The organism is Paenibacillus arenosi (assembly GCF_014841135.1).
In the GTDB taxonomy this organism is placed as follows: domain Bacteria; phylum Bacillota; class Bacilli; order Paenibacillales; family Paenibacillaceae; genus Paenibacillus_B; species Paenibacillus_B arenosi.
Genome location: NZ_JACYTN010000007.1, coordinates 82743 through 100324, shown reverse-complemented (window position 1 = coordinate 100324; position 17582 = coordinate 82743). Strand labels below are relative to the sequence as shown.

General features: G+C 46.3%; 19 protein-coding genes. All 19 read right to left on the bottom strand.

Annotated elements, in window-relative coordinates; genetic code table 11:
- Nucleotides 1-344 precede the first annotated feature (344 nt).
- The 19 genes from IFO66_RS11855 to trpB all read right to left on the bottom strand — a co-directional run bounded on the left by IFO66_RS11855 (nt 345) and on the right by trpB (nt 17558).
- Nucleotides 345-716 (bottom strand): hypothetical protein, encoded by a 372-nt coding sequence (locus IFO66_RS11855; protein WP_225445695.1) that lies wholly within the window; start codon nt 714-716, stop codon nt 345-347.
- 70 nt (nt 717-786) lie between these two features.
- Nucleotides 787-1371, bottom strand: a complete 585-nt coding sequence (locus IFO66_RS11850; protein WP_337912957.1) for a GNAT family N-acetyltransferase — start codon at nt 1369-1371, stop codon at nt 787-789.
- Entirely contained in the window at nt 1371-2177 is an 807-nt protein-coding gene (locus IFO66_RS11845) for a phosphotransferase family protein (RefSeq protein ID WP_192025349.1), read from the bottom strand. The genes IFO66_RS11850 and IFO66_RS11845 overlap by 1 nt, the downstream gene beginning before the upstream one ends.
- Nucleotides 2178-2242: 65 nt before the next feature.
- On the bottom strand, nt 2243-2650 hold the full coding sequence (locus IFO66_RS11840) for a GNAT family N-acetyltransferase (protein ID WP_192025348.1): 408 nt from the start codon (nt 2648-2650) through the stop codon (nt 2243-2245).
- A gap of 298 nt (nt 2651-2948) precedes the next feature.
- The gene (locus tag IFO66_RS11835; protein ID WP_192025347.1) at nt 2949-3389 is read right to left on the bottom strand and encodes an NUDIX hydrolase; all 441 of its coding nucleotides are present in this window, start codon (nt 3387-3389) and stop codon (nt 2949-2951) included.
- 62 nt (nt 3390-3451) lie between these two features.
- Nucleotides 3452-4381, bottom strand: coding sequence for a DMT family transporter (locus IFO66_RS11830; RefSeq protein WP_192025346.1), 930 nt, complete (start codon nt 4379-4381; stop codon nt 3452-3454).
- Between the two features lie 119 nt (nt 4382-4500).
- Nucleotides 4501-5196 (bottom strand): B3/B4 domain-containing protein, encoded by a 696-nt coding sequence (locus tag IFO66_RS11825; RefSeq protein WP_192025345.1) that lies wholly within the window; start codon nt 5194-5196, stop codon nt 4501-4503.
- Between the two features lie 105 nt (nt 5197-5301).
- Complete coding sequence (locus IFO66_RS11820) at nt 5302-6648, bottom strand: nucleotide sugar dehydrogenase (RefSeq protein ID WP_192025344.1); 1347 nt, start codon at nt 6646-6648, stop codon at nt 5302-5304.
- Between the two features lie 36 nt (nt 6649-6684).
- On the bottom strand, nt 6685-7113 hold the full coding sequence (locus tag IFO66_RS11815; protein WP_192025343.1) for a DUF6917 domain-containing protein: 429 nt from the start codon (nt 7111-7113) through the stop codon (nt 6685-6687).
- Nucleotides 7110-8030 (bottom strand): Gfo/Idh/MocA family protein, encoded by a 921-nt coding sequence (locus IFO66_RS11810; RefSeq protein ID WP_192025342.1) that lies wholly within the window; start codon nt 8028-8030, stop codon nt 7110-7112. The genes IFO66_RS11815 and IFO66_RS11810 overlap by 4 nt, the downstream gene beginning before the upstream one ends.
- A 21-nt stretch (nt 8031-8051) precedes the next feature.
- Nucleotides 8052-9194, bottom strand: coding sequence for an Ldh family oxidoreductase (locus IFO66_RS11805; protein WP_192025341.1), 1143 nt, complete (start codon nt 9192-9194; stop codon nt 8052-8054).
- The gene (locus tag IFO66_RS11800) at nt 9191-10525 is read right to left on the bottom strand and encodes a M20/M25/M40 family metallo-hydrolase (RefSeq protein ID WP_192025340.1); all 1335 of its coding nucleotides are present in this window, start codon (nt 10523-10525) and stop codon (nt 9191-9193) included. Before IFO66_RS11800 ends, IFO66_RS11805 begins: the two co-directional genes overlap by 4 nt.
- Nucleotides 10525-11466 (bottom strand): sugar phosphate isomerase/epimerase family protein, encoded by a 942-nt coding sequence (locus IFO66_RS11795; RefSeq protein ID WP_192025339.1) that lies wholly within the window; start codon nt 11464-11466, stop codon nt 10525-10527. Before IFO66_RS11795 ends, IFO66_RS11800 begins: the two co-directional genes overlap by 1 nt.
- Nucleotides 11459-12586, bottom strand: a complete 1128-nt coding sequence (locus tag IFO66_RS11790; protein WP_192025338.1) for a DegT/DnrJ/EryC1/StrS family aminotransferase — start codon at nt 12584-12586, stop codon at nt 11459-11461. Before IFO66_RS11790 ends, IFO66_RS11795 begins: the two co-directional genes overlap by 8 nt.
- Nucleotides 12587-12588: 2 nt before the next feature.
- Complete coding sequence (locus IFO66_RS11785) at nt 12589-13716, bottom strand: DegT/DnrJ/EryC1/StrS family aminotransferase (RefSeq protein ID WP_192025337.1); 1128 nt, start codon at nt 13714-13716, stop codon at nt 12589-12591.
- A gap of 5 nt (nt 13717-13721) precedes the next feature.
- The gene (locus IFO66_RS11780; RefSeq protein WP_192025336.1) at nt 13722-14780 is read right to left on the bottom strand and encodes a Gfo/Idh/MocA family protein; all 1059 of its coding nucleotides are present in this window, start codon (nt 14778-14780) and stop codon (nt 13722-13724) included.
- 15 nt (nt 14781-14795) lie between these two features.
- Nucleotides 14796-15431 (bottom strand): phosphoribosylanthranilate isomerase, encoded by a 636-nt coding sequence (locus tag IFO66_RS11775; RefSeq protein ID WP_337912937.1) that lies wholly within the window; start codon nt 15429-15431, stop codon nt 14796-14798.
- 112 nt (nt 15432-15543) lie between these two features.
- Nucleotides 15544-16359 carry a tryptophan synthase subunit alpha gene (trpA, locus tag IFO66_RS11770; RefSeq protein ID WP_192025335.1) on the bottom strand — a complete coding sequence of 272 codons (816 nt, stop codon included), beginning with the start codon at nt 16357-16359 and terminating at the stop codon, nt 15544-15546.
- Nucleotides 16356-17558 carry a tryptophan synthase subunit beta gene (gene trpB / locus IFO66_RS11765; RefSeq protein ID WP_192025334.1) on the bottom strand — a complete coding sequence of 401 codons (1203 nt, stop codon included), beginning with the start codon at nt 17556-17558 and terminating at the stop codon, nt 16356-16358. Before trpB ends, trpA begins: the two co-directional genes overlap by 4 nt.
- Between the last annotated feature and the right edge of the window lie 24 nt (nt 17559-17582).

Genomic DNA, 17582 nt, shown 5'->3' with positions numbered 1-17582 from the left:
AGGTAATCGGAGCTTAGCAGGTAGAATTCTGATGTAAATTAGGACAAAAATGCAGTTAATTAATCCGAAAATGTGCTTATCAGGGGGATTATGCGCAAAAATGTATTTATTTTATTAGCTTTTTCACTTTCAAATACAAATCGAGGAAAATTAATGCACTTTTGTCCTAAACTCGCTCAAAATGACGTTTTCTACTTAAAATAGCTGCACTTTTGTCCAATTCATCAACGTTTATCTACGATAACTGAAGATTTCGGTTGTTGGTTATGAACTTGGCTTACACTTACCTACCGTACAAGAATATTTAAGTACAAGCAGCATAACGGGCCTGCATCAGCACAAGCTTATTTTTGAACCAATAAAGCCAGCTCATCCAGCTCACGTTGAAACAGATCACGCTCATGCACACTTTGTTCCAATGTTCTCATATACTTTCGATCCAGCAATTTTTCTCTAACTTGCGCATTCGAATGAAATAAATTCCGATAGCGTTCATCCTGATACAAGAGATCGAACCATTCCTGCTCCTTCACCAACTTCTTAATCCGTCGATCAATACGACGCTCCCGAGCCTCCGCATCCTCTCTGCTGCTTACAAACACTTCCAACAAACCAGCCAGCAATTCCAGCAAAGCACCGATAATAATCCCCCCCCAGCTATACTGATTTACGAAGGTAAGTCCTATCTGTGTTAGCGGATAATGATAAAAATTCACTGCCTCCCTCTGGGAGCTAGGAGCCTGCCATGGCAAGAAGCATGTCAAGCTTGGTTCCACATCCATTTACCTATCCCATAAAGCATGAAGGATATTGAAGCTCACCTTGAATCGTGCCTAATTGTCCCTCTTGCAGCTCACGCACCATAAACACATGATCTGGTACAGGGAACTGCTTCAGATCCAATCCATGCGAGCGCGCCGGTACAAATCCAAACTTCGGATAGTAATCCGGATGTCCGATTAACAACACTAACGGATAGGCTAGCTCTGTTGCTCGTTTAATTCCTTCGACTATTAGCTTCGAACCTACTCCATACTTCTGATGAGAGGGCTTCACACCAATCGGCGCCAAAGCAAGTACTTCCTGTTTGCTGCCAGAAGGAGTGACAACATGTGCCTTGCTGAGTAGCACGTGACCAATAATTTCTTCGCCTTCTACAGCAACTAAGGAAAGCTCAGGTACGAACGTATCTGACGTGCGGATTCGCTCCACTAGCGCAGATTCCTCATCTTTGTTGTTGAAAGCCATATCATGTAACGCGTATACTTGTGCATAATCTTGCGGTGTCTCTACTCGAATAATCATAGGTAGACGATGACCTCTTTTTCTATAAATTGATGAGAACGATGAAGCTTCCATATTCAAAATCACTATCGCCAATTCCCTTGCTTCCTGATCAGCTTCACAAGCGCCATTTTCTCCGCTTCTGGAATTGATTCTGTCAATCGTGCGGCTGCAACAGGCAATATCCATCGTTCTATTTCTTCTCTTTTCATACGTGAACGAACACAATACTGTTTCAAATATATGTACAGCATAACTTTTCTTATCACTTGCATAGCTGCCCGTGTCCATGCTGGCATTCCCTCTGGCAATGTGCCCAATCGCAGTAACAATACAGTTCTCGCCGTATCCGCCGCTGGATTGCCGGACATTCCGGTCATCCAATCGATAATCCATGCTTCTCTGCCAACAAGCACATTATCCGGATGAAAATCTCCATGACAAAGACTATCCCCGGCTGGCAAGCCATCCAACTTCAACAGCACTTGCCCTTTCTCATCATCAGTAAGATACGGAGCATGCGAAATACTATCGTGCAGCTCCACTTTCTTCTGTCGCAGCGCATCGGGCGCCTTTTGCTGATGGATGCTAACATGCAGCTCAGCCAACTGGTTCGTCAGTGTTCCAATACGCCACGGATGTGATGCCAACTGCTTAAGCAGCGTATCTCCCACGACTTTTTGAAATACGATACCACTCCTGCCGTCTACTTCTATCATTTCCAATGGCTTTGGCGTTAAGACGCCTGTGGCAGAGACAGCTTGACTCACACGATACTCCTCTACGATGACAGATTTAGGCATGGATTCATGATACCATTTCAGCACATTTCCATCTGCATATTCATATACATTTGCCGTCCGCCCCTGCCCTATGATTCTCCCCATAGTCATTATCCATTCTCCTACTTATCATCGTATAGGCGTATTTTATACACCTATTACAGCGTGTTAACACTTTAATCGACTAAATCTAGCTCCCACTTCTCTTCCACCAACTCTTGTCCAGATAACTGCTTAGAAGTAGTCTCAACCAGTCTGAATCCATAATGTGTGTATAGCTTTCTTGCTTGAATGAGATCAGAATGAGTCCAAAGGATAATCCGCTTATATTGCCGTTGTTCGCTAAATGTGATAGCTTGTTCCATCAACTGTTTGCCGAGGCCTTGCCCTCTCGCATCCGGTTCAACTAAAAACCAACGCAGTCGGGCAGTATCATGGTCCACACGTGCGATACCTATCATCCCCTTTGGCTTACCGTCCACTTCAGCTATCCAAATATGTTCTTTCTCCCGATCTGCTCGGCTAACAAAGTCGTGCACCGAATCATGGATATAGGCTGTGAATGTATGGTCAAACTGGTACACTTCCTTGTAAACTAATAAATAATCACATACTTGTCTATGTCTATGTCTATGTCTATGTCTATGTCTATGTCTATGTCTATGTCTATGTCTATGTCTATGTCTATGTCTATGTCTATGTCTATGTCTATGTCACTTCATCATAGCCGATTAATCTTCCAGTGGAAATATATGCTTCATACTACAAAGTCAATAAAAAAGAGACTGCTTCTAGCGCGAGTTCATGAGACTTCATGAGAAATCATCAGAATCCACGCACAAACAATCTCTGTTCTTGTTACATTTTCTTGCACACCACTCGCTATGAGCCGAATCCTTTTTTCCCTTGGTCATAATAAGGAATCTCTTGTGCTCGTTCAATAAGGCGGCTTACGCCATCCTTTATGTATGGCATGCGCGCATCCGCTTCGTGCAGATCTACCCATGCAATATTGCTAATCTCACCAGGCCGGCTCAACTGCTCCTGCCCACCAACGATACTCGCTCTGAAAGTAAAAAATACGGCATGCTCCTGAATATCTTCAAACCTACACTCATTTACAGCCACTAAACCATACACGTTAACCATGTAACCCGTTTCTTCCATCGCCTCGCGAACCGCGGCTTGGTCCAATGTTTCCCCTGCCTCAACCGCTCCTCCAGGAAGTGACCATCTGCCATCATGATCGTGATTTTGTACCATTAACACTTTGGATTTCGTTTCATTCGTAATCAAACTATAAACTACATCCACTCGTCTCATCGATTTCTAGTCCTCCGTGTCGTGTTAACTGTTGTTTACCAGCCTAAATCTCTAAGCTACGTTTACGCTCCAATTGCAGCTTTATTCTCTTCTCCCTTCGAAGGTATGGAAGAGATTACGATTGCAGCCAGGACACAGATTATACCAGCTAAATGACTCCAGTGGAATGGCTCTCCCGGGAAAATATACGAGAATACGAGTGAAGACACCGCAATCAAACCTGTAAATACAGCTGACGTACCTGTCGGTACAAGAGAAACACCGTAATACCACAGTATAAATCCTAGCACCGTGACAACTACTGCATAATACAAAATGTACGTCCAATCCAAAATAGTCGGCTGTGCAAAATCAAACGTAAATGCTTCATATATACCAAACGGAAGAAACATCAAAAATCCAAGCAGCGTTACAAAAGTAGCAATAGCCAAGGGAGATAGCCTCGCCGAAAGCACTTTACCGAATATCGTAAACAAGGCTTCGCCAATAACAGCGAAAAATACGAGCAGATTGCCAAGCCAAACAAGTGATGCTGCACCTGCAACTGTGCTGGTTTCCACCTCCACATGATTCAGTTTCAGCACAGCTATTCCGATCACTGCAAGGGCGACACTAAACCATTTATAAAGAGACAATCTTTCTCTTAAAAATAAAAAGGAGATGAGCGCGATTATCATCGGGGTTGTGCTCATAATTACGCCGCTCTCGCCAGCCGATGTATATTTTAATCCGTATAGCAAACAAATACCGAATCCAAATACACCCGTCAACGATTGAACGAATAGCCAGAAGCGGTCTTTCGGAATAATCTTCGGAATGCCCTCTCGTATATATAACAGTAAGAGCAAAATAGCCGCCGCAATCCCACAGCGTATCGCAGAAGCTAGATATACAGGAAAGACAGCCGACACTTGTTTGCCGATGACAAAAGAGCTACCTACCGTAATCATCGCAATGCTCATCGCCCAATACGCTTTCGCATTTGTAGACATGAAGTAAACCTCCCTCTTTATACGAAAATAAGGCGCTCCCCCTAGTTAAAAAAACTAGGAAGTGGAACGCCATCGCAATGTTGCGAGTTAATAGATAGTTCCTTAGAAAGGACAATGAATTAGTTTGCAGCTTGATCTAAGCGCTCAATATGGTAGGCACGGCCAAGAATTTCAATAGCTGTATTCAGCGATTCTGCTATATCCTGCTCCTCAATGCCTGAAACCTGACAGCCCAGCAACCAAATAATAGCTGTATTCGCAGTTACTTTTTGCGATTCTCCATCACGATAACAGAAGCGAGACAACACTTTTGCATCGTCGGCCAGTACCAATACATCCGCAGGCAAAGCTGCTGCTTCACTTTCACCAAGTCCTTGAAACAGTTCGCCCCCTTCTGTAAAAGCAAGACGAAGCTTACCTTCTACAGCGTGGGCATCGAATACACCTAATGGGATAAGATGCTGAATCGCTGCAACATTTACCGCATCTACAATCGGGTGAATGGTTGGAATTTTATCAAGCTCGTCCTTAATGAAGAAGCGTTGGAGTAAATTTTGCACAGATGGTGGGGTTTTCTTCGGGTTTAATCCAATCTGAGTATACAGCTGCTGATAGGCAGCAATACGAGGTTGTTCGCTGACGGTTGACTTAGCCATCCCTTTCCAATGCTCGTGGATGTGATGCCAGTCTTCGATCAGAGTTCGTTCCAATGATTCATCACCTTGCTTAGGGGAAAGCTGCAAGAGGCAGCCATACACATTCACATCATTTAAATGCTGCTGCACACGTTCAGACATCGGTATAACACTATACATCCATAAATCCTCCTGATACCCATTAAGCTATTTGCTGTCGAATCGTCTATGGTCGCGAGAGGATAGTACCATTAATATCCATATTAGTCAATGATCCAAATGAAGTTACAGCGCTACAAGCAAACGATCTTGCTCAAGTGTCAACTCATCGCCAATTCGCAGTACATTCGGTGATTTCAAGCCTGCAAATGCGTTACGCGTGTCCAAAATAGCAGCACCAGAATCTGCGATTGCTTGCACGTTGTATACAGCATGAGACGTCAAGAAGACGATGCAGTCATATTTGCTAAGCTCCGCTTCATTTACCGTTCGCTCGATTTCTACCTTGTTGCCATGCTTATCGGACATCGAATCGCACACCGGATCATTAACCGTCAACACTGCGCCTTTTTCCTTCAACAATTCATAGATCTCCAAACTTGGCGATTCACGCAAATCATTAACGTTAGGCTTATAAGCCATACCGAGAAGAAGGATACGAGAACCGTTAATGCTTTTACGCTGCACGTTTAACACTTCAACAACCTTTTGGATAATGTACCTTGGCATATTGCGATTCAAATCCTGCGACAGCTCGATAAAGCGGCTGAAGAAGTTCTCCCCTTTGGCCTTCCAAGACAAATACATCGGATCAAGCGGTATGCAGTGTCCACCTATGCCTGGCCCCGGATAGAACGGCATAAAGCCGAATGGCTTTGTAGAGGCAGCTTGAATGACTTCCCATACATTGATGCCTAGTGTATCGCACATGAGCGCAACTTCGTTAATAAAGGCAATATTCACGCTGCGGAACGTATTTTCCAGCAGCTTGGACATCTCTGCCGCTTTCGTTGTCGATACAGGCACAACACGTTCGCAAATGGAGCTGTACAATAACTCTCCCAGCTTCAAGCATGTTGGCGTAGTCCCTCCGACAACTTTAGGGGTATTACGGATCGAATACGTCTGATTGCCCGGATCAACACGTTCAGGCGAATAGCACAAATAATAGTCTTTTCCGGCAAACATCCCTTCTTCTGCAAGTACATCGGCAATTCGTTCATCTGTCGTCCCCGGATACGTTGTACTTTCTAATACGACCAAGGTATCCTTTTGCAAATACACACTCAATTGGGCAACAACGGATTCGATATACGTAAGATTGGGCTCCTGCTGCTTGCTTAACGGAGTAGGCACGCAAATGCACAAGGCATCAAACTGCTGTATGACCGAGAAATCGGTTGTTGCCATGAAGTGGCCGCTGAGCAGAACATTGCAAATATCGCGATCCTCAACATCAGATATATAAGAACGCCCCTCATTGAGCATCCCTACTTTTTCCGCGCTAAGATCGACGCCTGTTACTTTATAACCTTCTTGTGCAAATGCGACAGCCAATGGCAGACCGACATATCCCATCCCAATAATTCCGACTCGCGCTTGCTTAGCAAGCAATTTCTTCTCCAGCGTCATAAGCCACCTCCATAGCTCCATATGTTTGTTTTCTGTTTACTTGAATGTGCGTCCTACGAAAGAAATTTGCGACTCTACTGTTAATGAAAGTTCTGTTGCTGTAACTGGCTTTTCGACCGCAATTATAATATTGTAGTGGTTCGGATAGTGGCACTCATCGAAGCCCAACACTTCTCCGATCCGCTCACCATTAATCCATACTTGGTCGCCACGCTCCACTATACCTCCACAGTGAAGCTCTGCAAATCCGAGAAACCCTACTCTATCAATGCGATCACCACTTCTCGCTTCATGATGATCGGTGGTCACAATTTCATGAATTTCATGCTCTTGCATGCAGCGTGTCTCATGCTCAATCAATTGCATTCCTCGCTGCTCCTGCTTATGGAACAGCAGCTTAACAAACGATCCGGTAACTGTGCGCTTAATAACTACTGCTGTACGGTCACTAAGCGTATGGGTCATACGCGCAGCGCCTCTGCCTCATAAGTCTCATGGACAAGACGAACCGCATCATAGCCGTCTTCACCATGGCAATTGCCCTCTTCTATTTTCGCAACGAAGTCCACTATAATCGCCTCATACTCATGGAATAACGAAGATTTGAACTCATGGAAGCCTTCTAACATATCGATATAAATCTCGCCACCATTTTTAAAAACGATGCGCACATCCTTTTGCTCTCCATTCGGATAAGCCCAATCTAAGTCAACCGTGACAGGAATGCCTTCTTCCGTCACCAACTCCACACGCGCCTCCATATCAATATTACGCTCATCCCTTGTTATATCGACGGATTTTACTTTCATATGACCAAGGAAAAATGCTAAGGTGTCATAAACATTCGGACCATTATCAGCCACGCATCCGCCACCGCACCGTTCTGGCTGCAAATACCACTGATCATCTCCCGCATGTTCTTCAATTTTCTCCAAATAGCTGGCGGTTACAAAGGACACGTCCTCCAAAGACGTCAACCGCTCCAGCGCTTTCTCGAAATGCACGTTGTAACGCCTATGAAAAGCAGTAAACATCGTCAACTTCGCCGCACGCGAAAGTTCTACGAGCTGTCTTGCTTCATCCAACTTGAGCGTCATCGGCTTCTCACAGCAGACGTGCTTACCTGCTAGAAGCGCCTGCTTGCATATTTCAAAGTGCTTATCGTTCGGCACATTAATAACTACTGCATGAATGTCATCCCGCTTCAGCAGCTCCTTATAATCCAGATAACTGCTAATCCCTTGTTCACGAAACGGCTCAAGTCTGCTCTGGTTCAAATCGCACACAGCTGTCAGGACGGGGTTCGTCAAACGATTCGACAGTGCATCTACATAGTATTTTGAAATAACGCCCATTCCGATCATGCCTATGTTAAGCTGCATCTTATATCCTCCTCTATTACCTCAAACGTTAGGTATGATTGTTTCGCGCTCTGGGGCTGCAATATTAAGCTTATTTGCCAAGTCCAATAGCTGCTCATACACATGTGCATCCAATGGAATTCCTATTGGGGAACTGCTTCTTTGCGCTTCCAAGTAACCTGGATATACAACTTTCTTCTCTGGGGATGGAGTTGGGCAGTCCAACAGCGTTTGCAACATACTATCCATATGCGTGCCGAATTCGAGAAGCGGTCGAAACGCCTCTACTTGAATGGCTAAGAAAAAGTGACCGATATTTTGATCTTCCTTAGCATAAGAGGCACCATTCTTCTCCAACAGCTGCGGGCTAGGCCCTACCTGTGAACCCGATAAAATGCCGCATAAAATATCAACGACAAGGGCAAGACCATAGCCTTTCGCCCCGCCTGTCGCAAGCGAACCACCGAGCATCTGCAAATGCCCCGTACCATCTTCGTAAGCTTGCGGGTCTGTTACGGAATTGCCTACTTCGTCAATAAGCCAGCCTTCTGGAATCGATTCACCGCGAAGCTTCGCAGCCCGAATCTTACCTGTTGCCACAACAGTTGTACTCATATCAAGCACAAATGGAGGCAATTGCTGAGCTGGCGCGCTTACGGCAATTGGATTCGTCCCTAACATATTGACCGTTCCATTCAAAGGGCGAGCAACCGTCTGCGAACCGAGATTCGTCATCGCGATGCCAATCATACCCGCATCAAGCGCCTGAGCTGTATAATAACCAGCACTGCCAAAGTGGGAGGAATTGCGTACGACAACACAGCCAATGCCCGTCGCGCGCGCTTTCTCGATCGCTAGCTCCATCGCCCGCGCTCCTGCCACAAGCCCCAAACCCTGTTTCGCATCCAGCGTAGCTGTTCCCAGCGTTTCTGTTTCAATCGCAAATTCTGCCTGCGGATGAATACGACCATCCTGCAGCCGAGCTACATAAATGCGATCCAAATTCGTAATACCATGTGTGTCAAAGCCTTTCTCATCCGCATAGCACAATACATCTGCCGCCGTCCGGCTGTAGCTTTCCGATACCCCGCAAGCTTGAAACACTTGAGTTACAAATTGATGCAAGGGCTCAGATTGAACATAAACCACTTCTGCTTGCTGCTGCGTAAGCTGTGTTCCTGTCATGCAATCGTCTCCTTTACAGATTGGTCTTGAACGATCGTTACATACGATAGGAGCAAGTGACGAATAGAGTTCGCATACTCCTCTAACTGTTGTCTTGTTATCCATTCACCATCTGCATGGGCCAAATTTTTCTCCAGACTTCCAGGGCCATAAACGATGGTATAGCTCTCTTCACGCTGTGCCCACATTGCATCGCAGGTAAAGGTTTCATGCAAATGATCATCCGGACTTCGCTCCAAGCCTAGTGCCCCTAAGAAACGCTCCAGCGACTCATCTCGGTTATTGAGCACGGGCAAGCCCTGCTTCACCCATTCCAAGCGACATATTTGCTCTCTATCTTTTGCTGTTAAGGCAGAGCCAGCAATCGTACTGAATGTGTCCGAGAATCGGTGCACTGCATCAGCAAATGCGTCTTCGATCCATAGTCGAAACTGCTGACCTGCTTCCGTAGACAAATAAGCAAAGTTCATAAGCAGTTGTCCGCTTCCATACACTTTGTTATGCATCTGTCCAGTATGAAGACCTGCCAAACACATTTTTCCTCCTGCTTCTGTAATCGGCACCGATAGATTCGCGAACAATTGCTGAGCGATAAAGCCAAGCAGTAATGTAGCATTATGCCCACTATGAGGTGCATCATCGGTTGCGTCTTTCCCCTCAACAACGATCCTTGCTGTCATCGAAGTCGTCGACTTGTCAAAATAGACACCGTTCGATGGCTCGGCAAATACATTCAAGCGGCCGTACCATCCTTGGTCAACAAGCACCTTCGTTCCATATACGCCCATCGCTCCGCCTTCTTCACCCGATACACATTGGATGATGATTGTGTACGAATCGGTTAGATCTGGCTTGTCCCGCAGAGCGGCCTCAATGCCAGCCAAAAGCGCCACACCAGGGCCTTTCATATCTACCGCACCACGCCCAACAAACGTTTCCCCATCATACGTAACAGGGAATGAGCCATCGACCGTATCCATATGAAAGTTGAAGACCAGCGTCTGCGCTGGCGGACGCTGCGGTCCGATGCGAAGCACAAAATTCGGCTGAGACGACCAAAATACACCGCCCATGCGTGACGCCCGCTCCTTCACAGATAAAGGAACTTCCTCCCCTTCTAATAAAGCTGGATGGGGCGGCTCGTGTATAACGATATGAGCACCTATTCGTGTTAGAGCAAACGAAGCATATCGCTGCTGCGCCTCAGCTATTAAGGACGGTTGCCCCGTTTCCATAGGCGAAACGGTGTCATAGGCAAGTAGTTCAAGTAGAAGAGCTTCATAATCGGATGTGAATAATGGAGTTGTTCGAGATGTACAAGTGGTGTCCACTATACAAATACACCCCCTGATTGCGTTTCTATTTCTTGGAGTTCATCCAACAGGCTTTCTAAGCAACGGCCGTAGGCAATATACGATTGCTTCAAGCTCCCTCCGTCTGCTGTGCTCTGCTGTTTCAAATGTGGAATAAGATGCAAATGCGGTTCAATAGCGAAGATTCCCGAATAATGATGTTCAAGCAGTAATCGAATCGACTCCCTTACACGAGATTGCCCTTCTCCTGGCAAAGCATAAACAGCCTGCTCATTTTCCCAGATGCCATCCTTAATGTGAACATGGGATACATAAGGAAGCACCTTTTTCAAATATTCATGGGTATCATAGCGATAGGCAATACCGTTGCCTGTATCAAAGAGAAGACGCAGATGAGGGGAATCAATGGTTTGCACCAAATCCAACGCGTGATCTGCCGAAGCTCCTGCCCATCCTGCACAATTCTCATGAAGCAGAATGAGACCAGCATCCGCTGCTATTTCGGTCAAGCGGCGGATACGTTCGATAACGTTTCCCCTCCAGACCGATTCAGGCAAGCCATCATTCGGATAAGACATAATCCGGATATATTTCGTACCAAGTGCTGGCACTCTAGCTGCCAGCCGGTTCAACTCCTCTGCATCCCATTCGAAGGGTGCCGTGATGGGACGCTCCCAATTGGCGATACGTGAGGAGACAACGGTCACCTGCATATGAGCCGCCTCAATATCACGCTGGATCGCTTGGAAGTCTACTTCTTCGATATCGGCAAGCGAACTTCCATTGACCGTACGAATTTCTAGCTCACGCCAGCCCAGTTCTTCATGGGCTTGTATTTGTTCACGAAGCGAAGTACCCGCTTCATCGCTTAATCCCGACAACACGATACGTTTTTCAACACTTAGTCCTGGCAAAACGATACCCTGCTCATCCCTTTCACCGCCATATGCTTTAGACATGAACGGCTACCTGACGGGCATGGGCAAGAACCGCCTCTATGACGAAATCAATATGTTCATCAGGCATTTCAGCATACAGCGGCAAAGCAAGCGACTTCTTGGTCAACGCTTCGGCATGCGGGAAGTCACCTTCCTTATGCCCTAAATACGCAAAGGCTGGTTGCAGCGGCAGCGCATGCGGGTAATAAATTTGGGTCTCAATGCCCCGCGCATGCAAGAACTGCCGCAATTCATCACGACGCTCGCTTTGCAGCACATACGTGTAGTACACACGGTCATAATGATCGTCGGTTACGATGTGGATGTCTGGTGCTAAGCTTGCGAATGCTTCATTATAACGAGCAGCAATTTGAGCACGGCGCTCTATTAACTGATCAAACCGCAGGAGCTTATGCTGCAAATAACGTGCTACTACTTCATCCATGCGATGATTGTAGCCGAGATGATGATGGAGGAATCGAGTAATCCCATCCTGCCCATGGTTACGCAGCATACGGCAGCGTTGTCCCAATTCATCATCATTGGTTACGATAATTCCCCCATCGCCTATCCCGCCAAGCGGCTTAGCTGGAAAGAACGAATACAATCCGCTGTCACCTAGCAAACCAGCTTTCGTACCGTTCATACTAGCTCCTAACGCGACAGCACTATCCTCCAGCACATGCAGTTGATGCTTATGTGCAATATCTCTGATCGCAGGCATATTGGCCATAACGGAGAACAGATGAGTCGGAATAACGACACGACTATTCGGTGTAATCTTTGCTTCCAGATCAGCAGGGTCCATCATGCCTGTCACAGGATCAACATCGACAAATACAGGACGAGCTTGCAGCAAACTAATCGTACTAGCTGTTGAAATAAAGGAGAATGCAGGCGTGAGCACATCTACACCTGGACCAACTCCTAGTGCTCGCAATATAACAATCAAAGCTGTCGTTCCATTTGACACGGCTATTGCATGCTTCGCCCCTGTATACGCACGAATCGCTTGCTCGAAGTCAGCCACTCCCTCCTTCAAAATAAAATTATCGGAGAGACCTACCTGAAACACGATATCTTTGATTACGTCACGATCTTCGGCATATCTAGCACCATAATTGAAAAAAGGAACGCTCATCCTTACACCCCTCCTTCGTAAAATTTGTTAATAGCCTCACTAACCGCTGCAACGCCTTCCTCCGTTAAGTCAGGATAGAGCGGCAACCCAACCGTTCTCGTACAAGCCAGCTCCGCATGAGGCATGCTTCCTTCCTCATAGCCGAGGGATGCAAAGCAAGGCTGCGTATGCAACGTTAACGGGTAATACACCTCTGTACCAATTCCGTTATCCGTCAAATATTGCACAAGTTCATTACGGCGATCACATTCGATTACATACACATAGTAGACAGGATTCGTTGTATCTTGCCTCTCTCTAATGGATGGCGTCTGAACATATGGATTCGCCGCAAGATAGTTATTATATAGCGCTGCTAAATGCGCACGCTTGGCAATCTCCTGTGATAAAAAAGGCAACCGCGATAATAGTACAGCTGCCTGAATATCATCCATCCGACTGTTGTACCCAACTTCATGATAAACATAAGGAACTCCTTCATCCTGACCATGAATACGCAATCTCCGTACCCGATGAGCAAGCAAATCATCATTCGTAACAATAAGACCTGCATCACCGATTGCTCCAAGTGTTTTAGTCGGAAAAAAGGAGATAACACCCGCCTGACCAATTAAACCAGCATGCACACTATCATGAAACATACCAATCGCCTCGGCGCTATCTTCCAATACTAACAATCCATGCTTGTCCGCAATACGCTGAATCTCCTTCATATCAGCCAACTGCGTAAATAGATGCACGGGCATAATCGCCTTTGTACGCTCGGTAATTTTACGCTCAATATCCTCGACTGAGATGCTGTACGTAACGGGATCAATATCGACAAATACAGGCGTAGCCCCTACATGCCCAACACTTGAGGCAGAAGCAAAGAACGTAAAGCATGGTACGATCACTTCATCACCAGGTCCGATCCCAGCCGCCTTCAGCATAATAATAAGCGCATCTGTCGCATTGCCGACCGCTATACAATGTTTCGCTCCTGTATAAGCTTCCATCATCTGTTCAAACTTTTTCACAGTTGGTCCGTTCGTAAACTGTCCTGATTCAAAAATCTTATCTAGCTCTTCTTCGATTAATGGCCATTGGCGTCTAAATGAAGCCGCACCAGAGAAAAATGAAATTGCCATATCGTTCACCCCGTTTTTACAGTTTCATAGTGCACACCTGCACCAGCATATAATTCCTGTTCTGCTTTAGACAGCATAAGACCACATTTCATCTTGGCCTCACATAACGTAGCAACGACTCGCGCGTTAAAGGCCAAGTCACTTTCTGGCTTAGCGCACAGTCCATCAAAATATCGATAATACTCCACAAACATCGCCGATAGCGGATCATCGTACATCACTTGCTGTTCGATAAGTACCCCATCTTTATCGTAGATTTGCAGCCAAGAGTAGCTGTCATCCTGTGCACAAGGAAAATACCCCACGACTTGATGGTTGGCAAAATAGAGACGAATCGTTCGCTTGCGGATTGGTGAGGCAAGGTTGGAATTGAGGCGAGAAGTTAACCCTCCTGCATGCAGCAGTGAAATGTGAGCTGTCCCGAGATTCGGTATGACCGCGCCCTCCACATGCATATCTGTAACAGAAGCTTGCACCACATCCGCTTGCGCGCCACCGAGACTAAGAGCCAATGCAGCCAGATGTGGAATTTCTACATCTAACGCACTGTCATGACTCATGTTGGACAAAGTACGAGTCAATCGGGCTTTGTCCTGCTCTGCCACAATAAGCGTAAGCGACCCGTATCGATTGGAACGAACAATGTCTCGAATCTGCGCCGTCAAAGAACTAGACAGCCAGTTCGCCACAACAAGGACGTCCAATCCATACTGCCTTTCTAATTGCTGTATTAGCTCCAACTCGGCCAAAGTGGAAGCTAGCGGCTTCTCGACCATAAAATTTTTATATCCATACTCTGCCGCTTGCCGCAGTGTCTCTGCATGCAGTTCTGGCGATGTACATATATGAACGACCGTGTCTTCTGGCGCGAAGCCCGCTACATCCTTTACATTTCGAAAAAAAGCAAGGGAAGGCTCATGGATATGACTCGCGTAGGGATCAACGACGCCAACTTTTGTATCAAAAAGGCCTGTATGCCGTTGATCGGTATGAAGCTTGCGCAAACAATGCAAATGCAAGCCGCGGCCAGCTCTTCCAAATCCAAAAATCAACGATTTTTTCATGGATACAGCTCCTCATCAATCGCTCACAAGATGTGCTTCTAAACTAGCAGAATGCACCTCTTGCACGAATTTTCGCATTTTATTACGATCTTTCACTCCTGCTGTTTCCACACCACTGCTCACATCAACAGCAAACGGTCGAACTTGCTCTATAGCTCTCGCTACATTACCCACATGCAAACCGCCTGCTAAAATAATCGTCCGCCGTTCACTTACCCCAACAGCGAATTTCCACGGGAATGGCTGACCTGTCCCGCCAGTTGCACCATCAACATGCGTATCCAGCAAAATGGCTCGCACGTTATTCTCATGCGTATACGCATCTATTTGAACTAAATCGTCCTCATCTCGAACGGAAATGGTTTTGACGACAGGTCGTATCACCTGCTCACAGTATTGTGGAGATTCTTGTCCATGCAGTTGCACGAGATCCAAGTGACAGTACGCTGCAATATCATTGACGATATGAAGTTCTTCATTAACGAAGACCCCTGTCGTTGTCACATAAGGCGGCAGCAATTGTATGATCCGTCTCGCTTGCTCCGGTGTCACTTCTCGCTTGCTGCTCGTAAATACAAAGCCTATCGTATCGGCACCTGCATCGACAGCGGCTAGCGCAGCTTCTGTCGTGGTTAACCCGCAAATTTTCACCCTAACGATAATTAACACCTCCTAGCAACGTAACTATAACAACCAGCCTCTCATGAAGTTATCGAGTATCGCAGTTGAATAGAATAAACTCTATACGAGGCTTCATATACACCTACACTCGCTCCACGGCAACTCGTCTTGTCGCACTTTTCAATTGATATACAAAGGCTCGTACATCCTGCTCTACCGTCTCCGGTGAAGCTTGTTTAATGACCTGAATAAGCGCACTTCCTACAATCGCTCCATCTGCATAGCTGCTCACTTCCTTCACATGCTGTGCATTGGAAATACCGAAGCCAACTGCTAGTGGCAGCGTTGACTGCTGTCTAATTTGATGAATAAAGCCAGGCAGTTCATCAGGTAGTGACTGCCTCACTCCTGTGACACCAGTAACCGAAATACAGTACAAAAATCCACTTCCCTGCTTCACAACAGCAGCAGCGCGCTCTTCACTCGTTGTAGGTGCAAGGAAAAAAATTAAGTCAAGCCCATGCGGCTCAAACTTCTGTACCCAAGGCTGTGCCATCGTAGAAGGCAAGTCTGGGATAATGAAGCCGTCAACACCTGCTTCTACTGCTTGAACTGCCAACCTCTCTAGACCATAAGCAAGGAAAGAGTTGCAGTAGCCCATAAATACAATCGGAGTGTCTATGCCTGACGCCCGCAGCTTGCTAACCGTCTCTAGACAAATGTCCAAGTTGGTACCATGATTGACCGCCTGCAAACAAGCTTCCTGAATAGTGGGACCGTCTGCTAACGGGTCTGCATAAGGAACGCCCAACTCGATAATATCTGCCCCAGATTCCGCAATTGCACGAATTAACGACTCTGAAATGTCTAAGTTCGGATAGCCAACCGGAATATAAATAATTAAGGCGCCTTCTTCCTTTTCGCGCAGTTGGGCAAACGTCTTTTCGATACGACTCATACCGTCACCCCTTCCAGTTCCAGTTGTTCTAATCGCTCCAACCCTTCAATTGCCTGATTCATATCCTTATCTCCACGTCCAGACAAGTTAACGAGCACAATCTTTTCTTCCGAAAGAGTTGGCGCCAGCTTCAAAGCATAGGCAACCGCATGAGACGATTCCAGTGCAGGCAATATTCCTTCTGTACGGCATAAATATTCAAATGCTTTAAGTGCTTCACGATCATTAATCGACGTATATTCCACACGTCCGCTATCTTTCAAGTAGCTATGCTGTGGACCAACACCTGGATAATCCAACCCCGGAGCTATGCTGTGTGTTTCAAGTATTTGACCGTATGCATCTTGCAGCATATAAGTAAAGCTTCCTTGAACGATGCCAAGCGAACCTTTCACGAGTGGGGCGGCATGTTTATTGCTCTCAATTCCTTCACCCGCAGCCTGTACACCAATCAGCTTCACTTCTGGATCGTCGATAAACCCGTTAAAGATGCCGATTGCATTGCTGCCACCTCCTACACAAGCAACTACATAGTCAGGTAGACGGCCTTCGGCTTCAAATATTTGTTCTCTTGCTTCCTGACCAATAATGGATTGAAAATCAGCAACGATTTTCGGAAAGGGGTGAGGACCAACGGCCGAACCTAATAAATAATGTGTATCATGTACATTCGTAATCCAATCGCGAATGGCTTCACCGATCGCATCTTTCAACGTTTGCTGCCCAGCGTGAACGAGTCGCAAATCTGCACCAAGCAATTTCATACGCTGTACATTTGGCGCTTGACGTGCAGCATCTACAGCACCCATATACACGACGCACTCGATGCCAAGCAAACTACAAACGGTTGCAACAGCCACCCCGTGCTGACCTGCTCCTGTTTCGGCAACTATTCGCTGCTTGCCTATTTTCTTAGCTAACAAAGCTTGTGCCAGTGCATTATTGATCTTATGGGCTCCTGTATGCGTCAAATCCTCCCGCTTGAGATAGAGCTTGGCCCCACCCAATTTGGAGGGGATCCGATGCAGTGGGGTAAGCGGTGTTGGTCTACCCACAAAATGCTTTAATATTGCAGCCACTTCGTTTCGAAACGAAGCATCCTCCTTAACTCTCTCGTATTCAAGCTCCAATTCTTCTAAATTACGAATTAACGTTTCCGCGACGAACGCGCCGCCGAATTGCCCGAAAAATCCATTCATCTTCTTTAACCTCCTCCTTTGCTC

What these genes read in the sequence shown, in the direction of transcription:
- IFO66_RS11785 (WP_192025337.1), bottom strand. Translation starts at nt 13,716, where the DNA reads ATGGCAATTTCATTTTTCTCTGGTGCGGCTTCATTTAGACGCCAATGG.
- IFO66_RS11790 (WP_192025338.1), bottom strand. Translation starts at nt 12,586, where the DNA reads ATGAGCGTTCCTTTTTTCAATTATGGTGCTAGATATGCCGAAGATCGT.
- IFO66_RS11835 (WP_192025347.1), bottom strand. Translation starts at nt 3,389, where the DNA reads ATGAGACGAGTGGATGTAGTTTATAGTTTGATTACGAATGAAACGAAA.
- IFO66_RS11805 (WP_192025341.1), bottom strand. Translation starts at nt 9,194, where the DNA reads ATGACAGGAACACAGCTTACGCAGCAGCAAGCAGAAGTGGTTTATGTT.
- IFO66_RS11810 (WP_192025342.1), bottom strand. Translation starts at nt 8,030, where the DNA reads ATGCAGCTTAACATAGGCATGATCGGAATGGGCGTTATTTCAAAATAC.
- IFO66_RS11845 (WP_192025349.1), bottom strand. Translation starts at nt 2,177, where the DNA reads ATGACTATGGGGAGAATCATAGGGCAGGGGCGGACGGCAAATGTATAT.
- IFO66_RS11815 (WP_192025343.1), bottom strand. Translation starts at nt 7,113, where the DNA reads ATGACCCATACGCTTAGTGACCGTACAGCAGTAGTTATTAAGCGCACA.
- IFO66_RS11820 (WP_192025344.1), bottom strand. Translation starts at nt 6,648, where the DNA reads ATGACGCTGGAGAAGAAATTGCTTGCTAAGCAAGCGCGAGTCGGAATT.
- IFO66_RS11795 (WP_192025339.1), bottom strand. Translation starts at nt 11,466, where the DNA reads ATGTCTAAAGCATATGGCGGTGAAAGGGATGAGCAGGGTATCGTTTTG.
- trpA (WP_192025335.1), bottom strand. Translation starts at nt 16,359, where the DNA reads ATGAGTCGTATCGAAAAGACGTTTGCCCAACTGCGCGAAAAGGAAGAA.
- IFO66_RS11825 (WP_192025345.1), bottom strand. Translation starts at nt 5,196, where the DNA reads ATGTATAGTGTTATACCGATGTCTGAACGTGTGCAGCAGCATTTAAAT.
- IFO66_RS11830 (WP_192025346.1), bottom strand. Translation starts at nt 4,381, where the DNA reads ATGTCTACAAATGCGAAAGCGTATTGGGCGATGAGCATTGCGATGATT.
- trpB (WP_192025334.1), bottom strand. Translation starts at nt 17,558, where the DNA reads ATGAATGGATTTTTCGGGCAATTCGGCGGCGCGTTCGTCGCGGAAACG.
- IFO66_RS11780 (WP_192025336.1), bottom strand. Translation starts at nt 14,780, where the DNA reads ATGAAAAAATCGTTGATTTTTGGATTTGGAAGAGCTGGCCGCGGCTTG.